The organism is Coralloluteibacterium stylophorae, from assembly GCF_018122625.2.
Taxonomy (GTDB): domain Bacteria; phylum Pseudomonadota; class Gammaproteobacteria; order Xanthomonadales; family Xanthomonadaceae; genus Coralloluteibacterium; species Coralloluteibacterium stylophorae.
Genome location: NZ_JAGQFT020000007.1, coordinates 98,333 through 113,124, shown reverse-complemented (window position 1 = coordinate 113,124; position 14,792 = coordinate 98,333). Strand labels below are relative to the sequence as shown.

General features: G+C 72.4%; 15 protein-coding genes. 5 read left to right on the top strand and 10 right to left on the bottom strand.

The features are described from left to right. Positions 1–2 precede the first annotated feature (2 nt). Positions 3–656, top strand: coding sequence for an alpha-ketoglutarate-dependent dioxygenase AlkB family protein (locus KB893_RS11770; protein WP_211927136.1), 654 nt, complete (start codon positions 3–5; stop codon positions 654–656). A gap of 310 nt (positions 657–966) precedes the next feature. Here the strand turns inward: KB893_RS11770 and KB893_RS11765 are convergent, their stop codons facing one another. Genes KB893_RS11765 through KB893_RS11745 form a run of 5 tightly spaced genes read right to left on the bottom strand, consistent with a single transcriptional unit; the run spans position 967 to position 5,469 of the window. Beyond that, the gene (locus tag KB893_RS11765) at positions 967–1,656 is read right to left on the bottom strand and encodes an ABC-type transport auxiliary lipoprotein family protein (protein ID WP_211927135.1); all 690 of its coding nucleotides are present in this window, start codon (positions 1,654–1,656) and stop codon (positions 967–969) included. Beyond that, complete coding sequence (locus KB893_RS11760) at positions 1,653–2,555, bottom strand: MlaD family protein (protein ID WP_211927134.1); 903 nt, start codon at positions 2,553–2,555, stop codon at positions 1,653–1,655. Before KB893_RS11760 ends, KB893_RS11765 begins: the two co-directional genes overlap by 4 nt. Positions 2,556–2,559: 4 nt before the next feature. Continuing rightward, a complete protein-coding gene (locus tag KB893_RS11755) occupies positions 2,560–3,396 on the bottom strand; it encodes an ABC transporter ATP-binding protein (RefSeq protein WP_211927133.1) in 837 nt (278 codons plus the stop codon). Beyond that, positions 3,393–4,493, bottom strand: coding sequence for an MlaE family ABC transporter permease (locus KB893_RS11750; protein ID WP_211927132.1), 1,101 nt, complete (start codon positions 4,491–4,493; stop codon positions 3,393–3,395). The genes KB893_RS11755 and KB893_RS11750 overlap by 4 nt, the downstream gene beginning before the upstream one ends. A gap of 13 nt (positions 4,494–4,506) precedes the next feature. Next, positions 4,507–5,469: a DMT family transporter gene (locus tag KB893_RS11745; RefSeq protein WP_211927131.1), complete on the bottom strand. Its 963-nt coding sequence runs from the start codon at positions 5,467–5,469 to the stop codon at positions 4,507–4,509. Positions 5,470–5,530: 61 nt separating this feature from the next. Here KB893_RS11745 and KB893_RS11740 point away from each other — a divergent pair, with 61 nt between their 5' ends. Then, positions 5,531–6,808: a threonine/serine exporter family protein gene (locus tag KB893_RS11740; protein WP_211927130.1), complete on the top strand. Its 1,278-nt coding sequence runs from the start codon at positions 5,531–5,533 to the stop codon at positions 6,806–6,808. A gap of 94 nt (positions 6,809–6,902) precedes the next feature. On the opposite strand, the gene KB893_RS11735 is transcribed toward KB893_RS11740, so the two are convergent. From KB893_RS11735 to KB893_RS11720, 4 genes are all read right to left on the bottom strand, one after another. Beyond that, positions 6,903–7,274 carry an H-NS histone family protein gene (locus KB893_RS11735; RefSeq protein ID WP_211927129.1) on the bottom strand — a complete coding sequence of 124 codons (372 nt, stop codon included), beginning with the start codon at positions 7,272–7,274 and terminating at the stop codon, positions 6,903–6,905. Positions 7,275–7,405: 131 nt separating this feature from the next. Then, positions 7,406–9,115, bottom strand: a complete 1,710-nt coding sequence (locus KB893_RS11730; protein ID WP_211927128.1) for a proline--tRNA ligase — start codon at positions 9,113–9,115, stop codon at positions 7,406–7,408. Between the two features lie 66 nt (positions 9,116–9,181). Continuing rightward, positions 9,182–9,451, bottom strand: coding sequence for a DUF4124 domain-containing protein (locus KB893_RS11725; RefSeq protein ID WP_211927127.1), 270 nt, complete (start codon positions 9,449–9,451; stop codon positions 9,182–9,184). 16 nt (positions 9,452–9,467) lie between these two features. Continuing rightward, the gene (locus tag KB893_RS11720; RefSeq protein WP_211927126.1) at positions 9,468–9,878 is read right to left on the bottom strand and encodes a DUF4124 domain-containing protein; all 411 of its coding nucleotides are present in this window, start codon (positions 9,876–9,878) and stop codon (positions 9,468–9,470) included. Between the two features lie 198 nt (positions 9,879–10,076). On the opposite strand from KB893_RS11720, the gene KB893_RS11715 reads away from it, so the two are divergent. From KB893_RS11715 to rimI, 3 genes are read left to right on the top strand one after another with little or no spacing between them, the layout of a single operon-like run. Further along, on the top strand, positions 10,077–10,877 hold the full coding sequence (locus KB893_RS11715; protein ID WP_211927125.1) for a CDP-alcohol phosphatidyltransferase family protein: 801 nt from the start codon (positions 10,077–10,079) through the stop codon (positions 10,875–10,877). Beyond that, positions 10,874–11,227, top strand: a complete 354-nt coding sequence (locus KB893_RS11710; protein ID WP_338026939.1) for a hypothetical protein — start codon at positions 10,874–10,876, stop codon at positions 11,225–11,227. The genes KB893_RS11715 and KB893_RS11710 overlap by 4 nt, the downstream gene beginning before the upstream one ends. Continuing rightward, the gene (rimI, locus tag KB893_RS11705) at positions 11,224–11,706 is read left to right on the top strand and encodes a ribosomal protein S18-alanine N-acetyltransferase (protein WP_211927124.1); all 483 of its coding nucleotides are present in this window, start codon (positions 11,224–11,226) and stop codon (positions 11,704–11,706) included. The genes KB893_RS11710 and rimI overlap by 4 nt, the downstream gene beginning before the upstream one ends. A gap of 244 nt (positions 11,707–11,950) precedes the next feature. Here the strand turns inward: rimI and KB893_RS11700 are convergent, their stop codons facing one another. After that, positions 11,951–14,719 carry a valine--tRNA ligase gene (locus tag KB893_RS11700; RefSeq protein ID WP_211927907.1) on the bottom strand — a complete coding sequence of 923 codons (2,769 nt, stop codon included), beginning with the start codon at positions 14,717–14,719 and terminating at the stop codon, positions 11,951–11,953. Positions 14,720–14,792: the final 73 nt, after the last annotated feature.

The window sequence follows — 14,792 nt, the reverse complement described above, 5'->3', positions numbered from 1 at the left end:
CGATGTTCGAGCGCCTGCCGCTGGCCGGTGCCGAGGTGGCGCTCGATCCGGCGTGGCTGCCGCGTCGCGAGGCCGACGCGCTGTTCGCGCGGCTGCTCGCCGAGGTCGACTGGGAGACCCATCGCATCCGCCTGTTCGGACGCGAGGTGGACGCGCCGCGCCGTTCCTCCTGGATCGGCGAGCCGGGTGCCGCCTACACCTATTCGCGCACGCGTTTCGAGCCGCGGCCGTGGCCGGAAGCGCTGGCGGCGCTGCGGCCACGCGTGGAGGCCGCGGCCGGCGCCGCGTTCGATTCCGTTCTCGCCAACCTCTACCGCGACGGCCGCGATGCGATGGGCTGGCACGCCGACGACGAGCCGGAACTCGGCCCGGCGCCGGTGATCGCATCGCTCAGCCTGGGCGCGGCTCGCCGCTTCCAGTTCAAGCGCCGCGTCGCGGGCGCGCGCGCCGTGCCGATCGACCTGCCGCACGGCAGCCTGCTGCTCATGCGCGGCGCCACGCAGGCGCACTACCGCCACGCCCTGCCGCGCACCGCGCGCCCGGTCGGGCCGCGGATCAACCTCACCTTCCGCCGCGTACGGGCGGAGGCGGGGCAGGAGCGGCGGGACGGCAGGCCCGTCCGAGCCGACGAAGGCGGGGTCGCACAACGCCCGTAGGAGCGGCTTCAGCCGCGACGGGCGCGGTGGAGAAGTGGAGCCGGGTCGCGGCTGAAGCCGCTCCTACGGGCAACGTCGCCGGCGTGCACGCCGCCTGCGCGAGGGGCTTCAGCCCCGACAAGCGCGGGGACGAGGGTGCCGCCGTCGGGGCTGAAGCCCTTCCCACAGAGGGTCAGGAAGCCCCGAAGCCACGTACCTGTCGCAGCTGAAGCCGCTCCTGCGGCGAGCGCCTCCTCGGCACGGCGCTGGGCCTGATCGCGGAGGTCGGGGCTGAAGCCCCGACCGCAGGGACATCGCCCGGGGGCGCGTCCTACAGGGGCCGCGGAGGCGGCGGCGTGCGGGTGGCCCGGCCATCGCTGGCCTCGAGCGCGGCGACCGCCTGCTGGCCCTCGACGAGGGTCCAGCCGACCACCTCGGTGACCGTGGCCGACAGCGCCTGGCCGAAGGCGTCGCTGACGCGGGCGACCTCCACGCCCTGCGCCGGGACCGCGTTGCGGAAGGTGCGCGCGGCGACCACGCGGTTGCCGCGGAAGTGCACCAGGCGCGCGCGCAGCTCCACGGTGGCCTCGGGCGTGCCGTCGCGGTAGACCGATTCGAAGTGGCGCAGGTCGAGCAGCAGGGCGAAATCGCCGCGCACGCCGCCGCCGAAGCCGCTGACCGCCAGGATCCTGCCGCTGTCCTCGAAGCCGCGGATCAGCGCGTTCTGCACCAGCTCCGGCGCGGTATCCAGCCACAGCGCGCCGGCGTAGACCTCGAGCGTGCCCGGCTGCGGCTGCACGGCGATGCGCGAGGTGGCCAGCGACTCGCTCGACTGCGGGGTGGCGATCGCCAGCTGCCACTCGACCTGCGGCCAGGCCGGATCGGTGCGCACCCGGATCTCGGGCGCCAGGACCGTCGGCGCGTCGCCGCGGGCGCCGAGCAGGCTGCCGCAGCCGGCGAGCGCCGCGGCCGCGGCCAGGGCGAGGAGGGCGCTGCGGAAGGCACGGGCGGATCGGGTCACGGTTCGAACTCCTTGGCGCGGTCGCGGCCGAGCAGGTAGCCGGACGGGTTGTCGCGCAGCCGGGTGGTGACGCGGTCGATGTCGCGCAGGGTCGCGCGCAGCTGCGAGAGGGTGGGGCCGACCTGGCTCAGGCCCTCGTGGCTGAAGCGCGCGATCGGGTCGCGGTTCTCCTCGACCAGGGCGTTGGCGTTGCGGGTGAAGGCGTCGAGCTGGTCGAGCGAGCGCTCCAGGCTTGCGACCAGGCGCGGCACGTCGTTCTCCACCGTGGCATCGACGCGGTTGACCGTGTTCTCCAGCGCCGCGGTGACCTGGCGCGCATTGGTGATGAGCTCGGCGATGTCCTCGCGCTGGTCGGCGATGGAGCCGGTGACCTTCTGCACGTCGTCCAGCGCCTTGGCGATGTGGGCGATGTTCTCGTCGGACAGCAATTTGTCCAGGCGCTCGGCGATGACGCCGGCGGTCTCGGTGATGTTCTGCAGGGCGGAGGGCGCGGTCGGGATCACCGGCACCGGGTCGTCGTCGGTGGCCACCAGGCGCGGACTCTCCGGCGCGCCGCCGGAGAGCTGGATGATGGCGGTGCCGGTGACGCCGGTCAGCGCCAGCCGCGCGCGCGTGTCCTCCTTGACCGGCGCCTCGGCCTGCACGCGGATCCGCGCGACCACGCGGCGCGCGTCGCGCGGATCCAGGCGCAGGTTGCTGACCGAACCGACGCTGATGCCGTTGTACTGCACGGTGGCGCCGACGGTGAGGCCGGTGACGGCCTCGGTGAACACCACGTCGTACTCGTTCCAGCTGCGGTCCGAGGAGTACTTCGCCGCCCACAGCGCGAAGATCACCAGGAACGCGGCCACGCCCAGGGTGAAGGCGCCGACGAGCACGTTGTTGGCCTTGGTTTCCATCCGACTATCCTTCGGTCGTCGTCGTGAACCGGGTGTTGTCCGCCCGCAGGTTGCGGGCGTGCGCGTCCTGGGCCGCGCGCGCGCGCGGGCCGTGGAAGTAGTCGCGCACCCAGGGGTGGTCGAAGCGCTCGACCTCGGCGACCGGTGCGACGGTCAGCACGCGGCGGTCGGCGAGCACGGCGATGCGGTCGCAGATCGCATAGAGGGTGTCGAGGTCGTGGGTGATCAGGAACACGGTCAGCCCGAGCGCCTCCTGCAGCGTGCGGATCAGGCGGTCGAACGCGGCCGCGCCGATCGGGTCCAGGCCGGCGGTGGGCTCGTCCAGGAACAGCAGCGGCGGGTCGAGCGCCAGCGCCCGCGCCAGCCCCGCGCGCTTGCGCATGCCGCCGGAGAGTTCGCCCGGGAGCTTGTCGGCCGCGTTCGCCGGCAGGCCGGCGAGCTTGATCTTGAGCAGGGCGAGCTCGCACAGCAGGCGCGCCGGAAGATCCCCGTGCTGTTCCTTCAGCGGCACCTGCACGTTCTCGCTGACCGTCAGCGAGGAGAACAGGGCGCCGTCCTGGAACAGCACCCCGGTGCTGCGCTCGATCTCGCGCCGTTCGCGCCGGCTGCCGCCGATGGCATCCCGGCCCAGCACCTCGATCGCGCCCGCCTGCGGCCGGCGCAGGCCGAGGATGGTGCGCATCAGCACCGACTTGCCGGTGCCCGAGCCGCCGACCACGCCGACGATCTCGCCGCGGCGGACGTCGAGGTCGAGATCCTCGTGCACGACCTGGCTGCCGAACTGGTTGCGCAGGCCGCGGATGCAAATCGCGAGATCGTCATGCTCCGGAGCCGCGTTCAAAAGCCGATCTCCTGGAAGAACAGCGCCGCGCCCGCGTCGAGCAGGATCACCAGCGACAGCGTCTGCACCACGCTCGAGGTGGTGCGCTCGCCGACCGACTGCGCGGTGCCGGTGACCTTCATGCCCTCCAGGCAGCCGATCAGGGCGATCACCACCGCGAACACCGGCGCCTTGACCATGCCGGCCCAGAAGTCCTGCACCAGGATGATCTCGTAGGTGCGCTGGAAGTAGAGGCCGAAGGGGATGCCGAGCGCGCCCGAGCCCACCACCGCGCCGCCGAGCAGGCCGGCGACCATGCCGATGAAGGTCAGCAGCGGCAGCATGATCATCAGCGCGAGCATGCGCGGCAGCACCAGCAATTCGACCGGATCGAGGCCGAGGGTGCGGATCGCGTCGATCTCCTCGCGGCTCTTCATCGCGCCGATCTGCGCGGTGAAGGCGCTCGCGGTGCGGCCGGCGAGGATGATCGAGGTCAGCAGCACCGCGAACTCGCGCAGGAACGCGAAGGTCACCAGGTCGACGGTGAACATCTCCGCGCCGAAGTTGCGCAGCGTGCTGGCGCCGAGGAAGGCGACCACCGCGCCGACCATGAAGTTCAGCAGCGCCACCAGCGGCATCGCATCGATGCCGACCTGCTCCATGTGGTGCACGGTCGAGGTCAGGCGCAGGCGCTGCGGCGCGGTCGCCAGGCGCGCCAGCGCGCGCAGCGATTCGCCGAAGAAGCCGAGCAGGTCGTGCAGGGCGCCGTAGGTCTTGCGCGTGGCCATGCCGATGCGGCCGACCATGGCGATGAAGCCGAGGTCTCGCTTGCGCGGCGGGCGGTCGTCGCTGACCCGCTCCACCGCGCACACCAGCGCACGCTGCTCCTCGCGCACCGGGACCGCATCCATCTCCAGCCCGAGGCGGTCGGCGTAGCGCGACAGCAGCAGCACGCCGGCGGAATCGAGCCGCTCGATGCCGCGCGCGTCGAGGACGGAGGCGCTGTCGGGCGCGCCGCGCACGAGGTCGAGGATGGCGCCGGCGTGGGCGAGGGTCCATTCGCCGCTCGCGCGCAGGGTGCGGCTGCTGTCGTCGATGTCGATGCGGGGCGCGGCCATGTATCGCGAAAGCTTAGCCCAACAGCATGAAGACCACGCCTGCGAGGGTCAGCGCGATGCCGGCGAAGGCGCGCCGGCCGAGGCGTTCGCCGAGCCAGACCGCCGCCAGCAGCAGGATGAAGACCGAGCTGGTCTCGTTGAGCACCGCCGCCACCGCGGCCTTGGCGTACTTGAAGCCGCCCAGCCACAGCAGCATCGACAGGCACTGCCCGACGAGCGCGGCCACGAACAGGCGACGCCACGGCAGGCCCGGCGGCGGCCGCAGCCGCGCCGCCTGGCCGCGCAGCGTCATCACCAGTGCCAGGCCGCCGACGCCGCCGAGCAGGCGCAGCCAGGTCACCCACAGCACCGACTGGCTCTCGAGCACGGGCTTGACCATCACGATGGCGACCGCCATCAGCGCCATCGCGGCGATGCCGCCGAAGACCGCGCCGGCGCCGCCGCCGCCGGGTTCGCCCTGCGGCCGCGGCCGCGACACCGACGCGCCGGCGGCGACCCCGGCCAGATCCTCGGCGACCAGCGCCTGCGTCGCCCGCGCTCGGGCGCGGGCGGGCAGGGCGATCACCGCCACGCCCGCGCTGACCAGCAGGAAGCCCAGCCACTGCAGCGCGCCCAGGCGCTCGTCGAGCACCAGCATGCCGAGGATCAGCACGCAGGGGCTGTAGGCGTTGCCGATGATGCCCATGCGCCCGGCGCCCAGGCGGTTGAGCGCATGGAAGTAGAGCGTGTCGGCGAGGGCGATGCCGAGGATGCCGCTGACGAGCACGACGACGACCTCGCGCGCGTCCATCGCCGGCGGTGCCGGGCCGTGCACGGCCAGCACCAGCAGGCCGACAGCCAGCAGCACCAGCCCGTTCTTGAGCACGTTGAGGGTGACCGGCGGCAGGTGCGCGCCGAGCTGCCGGTACATCACCACGCCCACCGCCCAGGCCAGCGCCGAGCCGAGCGACAGCAGTTCGCCGAGTCCGATCGTCATGGGATCGTGCGTAGTGGAAACCGGCGAGTCTAGGGCGCCGCGCACGGAGCGCGCCGCTACCATGCACGCACCCGCCTCGCCGGAACCCGCCTTGGCCCTGACCGACTACAGCTTCACCGCGCGCAGCGAGTTCGTCATCGACCTGGCCCGGCGCCTGCACGCCTACGGCACCACCACCCCGCGCCTGGAAGCCGCGGTGATCCTGGTGGCGCGGATGATGGGCCTGCGCTGCGAGGTGTGGGCCAATCCCACCGGCATCATCGTGAGCTTCGGCGGCAACCTCGGGCCCGAGGGCGGGCCGGAGAACACCCGCGTGCTGCGCATGGAGCCGGGCGAGGTCGACCTGAGCAAGCTGTGCGCGGTCGACGCCATCGCCGAGGACGTGCTCGCCGACCGCATCGACCTTCCGACCGGCGTCGCCGCCCTGCGGGCGCTGGACGCGCCGCCGCGCTGGCGCGAGCAGATGCTCTCGGCCAGCTGCTTCGGTCTGGCCGCCGCCTCGGTGGCCGGACTGCTGCGCGCGAGCTGGGTGGATCTGGCGGTCGCCGGCGCCATCGGCACGGTGATCGGCACGCTCTACGTTCTCGGCGCCAGCCGTCCGCGGCTGTCGGAGAGCCTGGATGCGCTGGCGGCCTTGGTCGCCGCGGTGCTGGCGATGCTGCTGGCGACGGTGCTGCCGCTGTCCCTGACCACGGTCATCGTCGCGTCGCTGATCGTGCTGATGCCCGGCATGATGCTGACCAACGCCGTGGCCGAGCTCACCAGCAACAACCTGATCTCGGGCACGGCGCGCTTCGCCGGCGCGATGACGACCCTGCTCAAGCTCGGCTTCGGCACGGTGGCCGCGGTGCAGACCGCCCGCCTGGTCGGCTGGGAACCCGTCCCGGCGCCGCCGGAGACGGTACCGGCCTGGACCGAATGGGCGGCGCTGGGCGCCGGCGCGATCGCGTTCGCGGTGCTGTTCAAGGCGGCGCGGCGCGACTGGCCGCTGGTGATCTTCGCCGTCGCGCTCGGCTACGGCGTCACCCGCGGCGTCGGCTCGGTGCTGGAGACCTCGCTGCAGGGCTTCGCCTTCGGCGTATTCCTCGCGGCGATCGCGGTGACCGTGGTGAGCAACGTCTACGCGCGCTGGTTCAACCGCCCGGGCGCGCTGATCCGGGTGCCCGGCATCATCCTGCTGGTGCCCGGCAGCACCAGTTTCCGCTCGCTCGCCTTCGTGCTCGACAACGACCTGACCCTCGGGATGGACACCGCGGTGGCGCTGCTGAACGCGCTGGTGGCGCTGATGGGCGGGCTGATGCTGGGCAACCTGATGATCCCCGCCCGCCGCAATCTCTGACGGGTTGCCCCGCCCCGGTGCGGGCAAGGAAAAACGCCGGCCCCGGGGCCGGCGTTTCTGGTGGCACGGCGCTCCCTCGCCCGGAAGCCTGGCGTCAGGACTGGATCAGGAAATCCTCGACCTTCCTGCCGTTGGCCACTTCCGCGGCCAGCCAGCGCGGCTGCTTGCCGCGGCCGGTCCAGGTCTCCTCGGCGTTGGCCGGGTTGCGGTACTTCGGCGGGACCTTGCCGCCGCTCTTCTTGGTCGCCGCCGTCTTCTTGCCGGTGGCGCGCTTGCGCGGCGCGGCCTCGGCGCTGCTGCCGAACAGCTCGGCGAGGGTATAGCCGCCGTCGCGGGCGACCTTCTCGACCTGGCGGCGCACCGTCGCGATCGGCTTGCGCTTGGCCAGGATCTTCTTGCGCCTGTTGGCCTGGCTGATGAGGTCGCTGAGTTCCTTGGTGCTGAGCGTCTGGATATCGATCGCCATCGTTATTCTCTTGGAAACTGGGGACGAGGGGCTTGCGCCGCCGCGTAGTCTAACGATTCGGCGCGCGAGGAAAAGCCCCGTGCCATCGCCGGCGATAATCCGGCGGGGCGGCGCGGTAGATTCCGGCGGTTTCAGGCCGCGCCGATGCCCAGCCGCGCCAGCAGGGCGTCCCGGTCCAGCGCCTCGCTCTCGGCGGCGGTGCGGCTTCGATATTCGAAGGTGCCGGCCTCGAGGCCACGGGCGGAAACCACCACCCGGTGCGGGATGCCGATCAGTTCGATATCGGCGAACATCTGGCCGGGGCGCAGGCCGCGGTCGTCGAGGACGCTGTCCACGCCGGCGGCGCTGAGTTCCGCATGCAGCGCCGCGGCGGCCTCGGCCACGGCCGGGTCGTTCTTCGGATTGATCACGCAAACCGCAACCCGCCACGGCGCCATCGGCTCCGGCCAGACGATGCCGGCGGCGTCGGAATTCTGTTCGATCGCCGCGGCGACGATGCGCGACACGCCGATGCCGTAGCAGCCCATGTGCATGACGCGGGCCTTGCCCTGCTCGTCGAGCACGGTCGCGCCCATGGCCTCGGCATACTTCGGACCGAGCTGGAACACGTGGCCGACCTCGATGCCGCGGGCGATGGCGAGCGTGCCCCGGCCGTCCGGGGAGGGATCGCCGGCTTCCGCGTTGCGCAGGTCGGCGACCACGTCGGGTTCCGGCAGGTCCCGGCCCCAGTTCACGCCGGTCAGGTGGTAGCCGGGTCGGTTGGCGCCGACCACGAAGTCCGCCATCGCCGCGACCGCTCGGTCCGCGACCACCCGCACCGCCGCCTTCGGGCCGACCGGTCCGAGGAAACCGGGCTCGCTGCCGAGGTGGGCGGCGATTTCCGCCTCGGTCGCCATCCGGTATTCGGCCAGGCCCGCGACCTTGGCCAGCTTGATCGTGTTGACGGCATGGTCGCCGCGCGCCAGCGCGACCACGAAGCCGTCGGCGCCGACCAGGGCGAGGGTCCTGACCGTACGCGCGAGCGGAATATCCAGCAGCGCGGCGACGTCCTCGCAGGTTTTCTGCGTCGGCGTCTCGACCTCACGCATCGCCTCGGCGGGCGCCGGGCGCGGTGCGGCGGGCGCCAGCGCCTCGGCGAGTTCCACGTTGGCGGCATAGGCGGAGCCGTCCGACCAGGCGATGGCGTCCTCGCCGGAGTCGGCCAGCACGTGGAATTCGTGGCTGGCCGAGCCGCCGATGGCGCCGGTATCGGCGAACACGGCGCGGAAACGCAGGCCGAGGCGGGTGAATATGCGCTCGTAGGCGCGGTAGATCTCGTGGTACTGGCGGTCGAGGTCCTGCGCGTCGAGATGGAAGGAATAGGCGTCCTTCATCAGGAACTCGCGCGCGCGCATCACCCCGAAGCGCGGGCGGATCTCGTCGCGGAACTTGGTCTGGATCTGGAATACGGTCAGCGGCAGCTGCCGGTAGCTCGACAGCTCGTTGCGCGCGAAATCGGTGACCACCTCCTCGTGGGTGGGGCCGTAGGCGTACCAGGCGTCCTTGCGGTCCTTGATCTTCAGCAGCTGGCCGCCGAACTTCTCCCAGCGCCCGGTTTCCTCCCACAGCTCCTTCGGCTGCACCGAGGGCATCAGCATCTCGATCGCGCCGGCGGCCTGCATTTCCTCGCGCACCGCCGTCTCCACCTTGCGCAGCACGCGCAGGCCCAGCGGCGTCCAGGTATAGATGCCGGCGGCGAGCTTGCGGATCATCCCGGCGCGCAGCATCAGCTGGTGGCTGACGACTTCGGCGTCGGCGGGGGTTTCCTTCGAGGTGCTGAGGTGGAACTGCGACAGGCGCATCGTGGGACCGGTTCGGCGGGGAAGCGGTCGATTGTAGCCGCGCCCGGGGCGGCGCCGCGATGCGGATCAGCCGGGATTATCGGGCGCGTCGGCGCCCGGCGTGGCGGGCACGATATTGCGCTGGTCCGGGATGTCGATGCGCTCGGCGCCGCTGCCCGGAGGCGGGTCGCGACCGACCTGGGTGACGCCCTCGGCGTCGACCCAGCGGTAGATGACCTCGGCCTGCGGCGGTGCGTCCGTGCGCGGTCGCTGCGCGTCCGGCGCCTCGCGTGCCAGCCACCAGGCGAGGCCCGCGCCGAGGGCGACGCCGCCGACGATGGCCCAGAGCGCGCGCACGGCCGTGGATCCGGCCTCAGCCGCCGCAGTAGGCCTTGACCTGGGCGTTGGCCAGTTCGAGCTGGTTGGCCTTCTCGAGGTCGCTCAGCGGCTCGTCCGGCTGGCCGTCGCCGTCCCGGTCCATGACCACGGAGACGCCGCGGCTCAGCAGCTCGACGTTGGCCTGCGCCTTGGTGCAGTTCTCGTTGCCGCCGGATGCGGCGGTCGCGGTCGCGGCCGCGCCGGCGGTGGGCGTGGCCGCGGCCACCGAGCTCGACGCGCCGCTCTGGGTGAAGGTGCGCTCCTCGTACTTGCCGGAGCTCGGCGGCGCCTCGGAATAGTGGCGGACGCCGCTGTCGTCGACCCAGGTGTAGACGCGATCCTGCGCGATGGCCACGGCGGGCAGGGCGCAGGCGAGGAGGAGGGCGACGGAGCGGTTGACGCGCACGGGAGGGTTCCGCATGTGGGGGGTGGCACTTCGTAGCACCCGGCCCGACGCCGCGCAAGCGAATGCCGCGGGATGTGCGATGCGTGCACGCCGCCGACGGCGACGGCGGAAGCCGCGCCCGCGGCGACGTACACTGCACGCCCGCGCCGCCGCCTCGTCCGCGGCCGGCGCCCGGCCACGAGCCATGACCGGAAAGCCATGACCGAGCCCGCATCCGAAACCACCCCCAGCCGGCGCCGCAGCGTCTACCTGCTGCCGAACCTGTTCACCACCGGCGGCCTGTTCGCCGGGTTCTACGCGATCATCTCGGCGGCCAATGGCGATTTCGTCCACGCCAGCATCGCGGTCTTCATCGCCGGGCTGATGGACGGCATCGACGGCCGCGTCGCGCGGCTGACCGGCACCAGCAGCGAGTTCGGCGTGCAGTACGACTCGCTGGCGGACCTGGTCAGCTTCGGCATGGCGCCGGCCCTGGTGATGTACCACTGGTCGCTGTCGTCGCTGGCGGAGCTGGGGCCGCTGGCCGGACGCCTCGGCTGGGCGGCGGCGTTCCTGTACGCCGCCTGCGCGGCGCTGCGGCTGGCGCGCTTCAACACCCAGGTGGCCGCGGTCGACAAGCGCTGGTTCGTCGGCCTCGCAAGCCCGGCCGCGGCGGGGCTGATGATGTCCTTCGTGTGGGCCTTCTCCGACGGCAAGCTCGGCACCAGCGGGCCGGAACTGCGCTGGCTGGCGCTCGCGGTGACCGCGGTCGCGGGGCTGCTGATGGTGAGCCGGCTGCGCTACGTGAGCTTCAAGGCCGCGCCGCGCGGCGACCGGGTGCCGTTCGTGGTGCTGCTGGTGGTGCTGCTGGTGATCGTGATCCTGGTGATCGACCTGCCGCGCGTGCTGCTGGCGATCGCTGTCACCTACGCGCTCTCGGGCCCGATCCACGCGCTGTGGCGGCGGCGCCGCGGCACGCCGATCGGCAGCGACGGCACACCGCCGGAGCAGATGCCGTGAGCGCGTGGAGCGACAGCCAGCGCGGTGCGCTGGAGGCGATGGGCTACACCCTGTTCGAGCTGGCGGGGTCCGAGCCGGAGGCGCCCGCGGCGCGGCCCGCCGCGGAGCCCGCGCCGGGGCCCGCGCCGGAGCCTGCGCGTCCCGCCGTGGCGCCGCCGCAGGGCGACCCGCTGCCGCCGCGCCTGGCCGACGCGCTGTGGCGGGCGATCGGCACGGCGCCGGCAGCCGGCTCGCTGCGCGAGGAGTTCCCGATCCTGCTGCCGCCTGCGGCGGTGCTGCGCACCGCGGCCGGCAAGCGCGCGCTGTGGCCGGCACTGCGGCGCCTGCGCGGGAGCCGCGCGCGGCCATGAGCGCGCTCGCATCGGATGCCGACGCGGTCGCGCTGCGCCCGATGCGAGAGGGCGACCTGGCGACGGTCAACGCGATCGAGCAGCGCGCCTACCCGTTCCCGTGGACGCTGGGGATCTTCCGCGACTGCCTGCGCAGCGGCTACGCCTGCTGGGTGCTGGAGCGCGACCGCCACGTGATCGGCTATTCGGTGCTGAGCGTCGCCGCCGGCGAGGCGCACCTGCTGAACCTGTGCGTGGCACCGGAGGTGCAGTCGCGCGGGCTCGGCCGGCGGCTGCTGATGCGGATGATCGACGTCGCCCGCGGCCTGCGCGCGGAGCGGATCTTCCTCGAGGTGCGGCCCTCGAACCCGCACGCGATCGCGCTGTACCACGACACCGGCTTCAACGAGATCGGCCGCCGCCGCGGCTACTACCCGGCGCCGGGCGGCCGCGAGGACGCGCTGGTGCTGGCCTTCGAACTGCTGCCGCCGGAAGCCTGAGCCCGGGCAGCGACGCGTAGGAGCGGCTTCAGCCGCGACCGCGGGCGGCGAGGGAGGCTCGGCCGTGACCGCGCCCCGCGGGAGGGGCTCAGCCCCGACGAGGCCAGGCCCGGGTCGGCGCCGGTCGCGGCTGAAGCCGCTCCTACCGGGAAAAGGCGTCACCATCCCGTTCCCCGTTCCCCGTTCCCCGTTCCCCGTTCCCCGTTCCCCGTTCCCCGTTCGCGGACCCGTCCGCTCCGGCCGCTCAGCCCAGCCGCTGCAGCTGTCCGCGCAGGCCGTCGAGCTGGGTGCTCCAGTCGGCCAGGCGCGCGCGTTCCTGCTCGACCACCGCCGCCGGCGCCTTGCCGACGAAGGTCTCGCTGCCGAGCTTGGCGTTGCACTTGGCGATCTCGCCCTCGACCCGCTTGATCTCCTTGCCCAGGCGCACGCGTTCGGCGTCGAGGTCGATGAGGCCCGCGAGCGGGATCAGCAGCCTGAGTTCGCCGACCAGGGCCGCGGCCGAGGCCGGCGCCTCGGCGCCCTCCAGCCAGGTCTGCGACTCGGTGCGGGCGAGGAAGGCGAGCTGCGCGGCGAACTTGGCCGTGCGTGCGCGGTCGCCGGCGTCGCCGCCGGACAGCAGCAGCGGCAGCGGCCTGGTCGGCGCGACGCCGAGGTCGCTGCGGACCTTGCGCAGGCCGGTCACCGCGGCCTTCAGCCATTCGATGTCGGCCTCGACGGCGGCGTCCCGGGCGAAGTCGGCGGCCTGCGGGTAGGGGCGCAGGCTGACGCTTCGCGCGTCCAGCGCGAGCCTGGGCGCGACCTGCTGCCAGATCTCCTCGGTGACGAACGGGATCAGCGGATGCAGCAGGCGCAGGGTGGCCTCGAGCACGTGCAGCAGCGTGTGCCGCGTGCTGTCGGCGGCCGCGGCGTCGACGCCCTGCAGCGCGGGCTTGGCCAGCTCCACGAACCAGTCGCAGAACTCGTTCCAGGTGAAGTCGTAGACGGTCTGGGTGAGCAGGTCGAAGCGGTAGTCGGCGACGTGTCCGGCGGCCGCGTCGGCGGCCTTGGCCAGGCGCGCGAGGATCCAGCGCTCGGCGTCGGTGGCGGGCGTCGGCGCGCCGGCGAAGGCCCTGCCCTCGCTGTGCATCAACACGAAGCGCGCCGCGTTCCACAGCTTGTTGCAGAAGTTCTTGAAGCCTTCCGCGCGGCCGAGGTCGAACTTGATGTCGCGGCCGTGGCTGGCCAGCGAGGCGAAGGTCAGGCGCAGCGCATCGGCGCCGAAGGCGGGAATGCCGTCGGGGAACTCCTTGCGCGTGGCCTTCTCGATCTTCGCCGCCATCTGCGGCTGCATCAGGCCGTCGGTGCGCTTGGCCACCAGGGCGTCGGCGCTGATGCCGTCGATCAGGTCGATCGGATCGAGCACGTTGCCCTTGGACTTGGACATCTTCTGGCCGTCGCGGTCGCGCACCAGGCCGGTGATGTAGACCTTCTCGAACGGCACCTGGCCGGTGAAGTGGTCGGTCATCATGATCATCCGGGCGACCCAGAAGAAGATGATGTCGAAGCCGGTCACCAGCACCGAGGAGGGCAGGTAGCGCTCGAAGCCGCGCTCGGCCATCGCCGCCGGGTCCGGCCAGCCGAGGGTGGAGAACGGCCACAGCGCCGAGGAGAACCAGGTCTCCAGCACGTCGGCGTCCTGGCGCAGGGCGATGCCCTCGGCGATGCCGTGGCGGGCGCGCACCTCGGCCTCGTCGCGGCCGACGTAGACGCGGCCAGCCTCGTCGTACCACGCCGGGATGCGGTGGCCCCACCAGAGCTGGCGGCTGATGCACCAGTCCTGGATGTTGCCCATCCAGTGCCGGTAGGTGTTGATCCAGTTCTCCGGGACGAACCTCACCTTGCCGGTCTCCACCAGCTCCAGCCCGCGCGCGCCCAGCGTGTCCATGCGCACGAACCACTGGTCGGTCAGGTAGGGCTCGATCACCTGGCCGGTGCGGTCGCCGCGCGGCACCTGCAGCACGTGCGGCCTGGTCTCGACCAGGCGGCCTTCCGCCTCGAGGTCGGCAAGGATGCGCTTGCGCGCGTCGTAGCGGTCGAGGCCGCGGTAGCGGGCCGGCGCGTTGTCGTTGATCGTCGCGGTCGGAGTGAATACGTTGATCGACTCGAGGCCGTGGCGCTGGCCGATGGCGTAGTCGTTGAAGTCGTGCGCCGGGGTGATCTTGACGCAGCCGGTGCCGAACTCGCGCTCGACGTAGTCGTCGACGATCACCGGGATCGCGCGGTCCGACAGCGGCAGGCGCAGGTGCTTGCCGACCAGCGCCGCGTAGCGCTCGTCCTCGGGGTGCACCGCGACGGCGACGTCGCCGAGCATGGTCTCCGGGCGGGTGGTGGCGACGATCAGGTGGTCGGGCGCGCCGGGCGCGGGATCGATCACGTCGTAGCGGATCGACCACAGGAAGCCCTTCTCCTCCTCGCTCACCACCTCGAGGTCGGAGATCGCGGTCTTCAGCACCGGGTCCCAGTTGACCAGGCGCTGGCCGCGGTAGATCAGGCCCTCCTCGTGCAGGCGCACGAAGGCCTCGACCACCGCCTGCGACGGCATCGGGTCCATGGTGAACACGCTGCGCGACCAGTCCCCCGACGCGCCGAGGCGGCGCATCTGTCGCTCGATGGTGTCGCCGGAGTGCTGCTTCCACTCCCACACCTTGCCGATGAAGGCGTCGCGGCCGAGGCCGTCGCGGGTCAGGTTCTCGCGCGCGAGGTTGCGCCCGACCACCATCTCGGTGGCGATGCCGGCGTGGTCGGAGCCGACCTGCCACAGCGTGTCGTGCCCGCGCATGCGGTGGTAGCGCACCAGCGCGTCCATGATCGTGTGCTGGAACGCATGCCCCATGTGCAGCGTGCCGGTGACGTTCGGCGGCGGCAGCAGCACGGTGAACGCCGGCCCCTCGCCACGCGGCGCGAACGCACCGGACGACTCCCATTCCGCATAGCGGCGGGTCTCGAAGGTCTGGGGGTCGTAGCTCTTGTCCATGGGCTTTGAGGTGAAGCGGGAATGGGGGAGTGAGGGGCGGGAAGAGGGACCTGTGGGAGGTCGAGACGGAAGC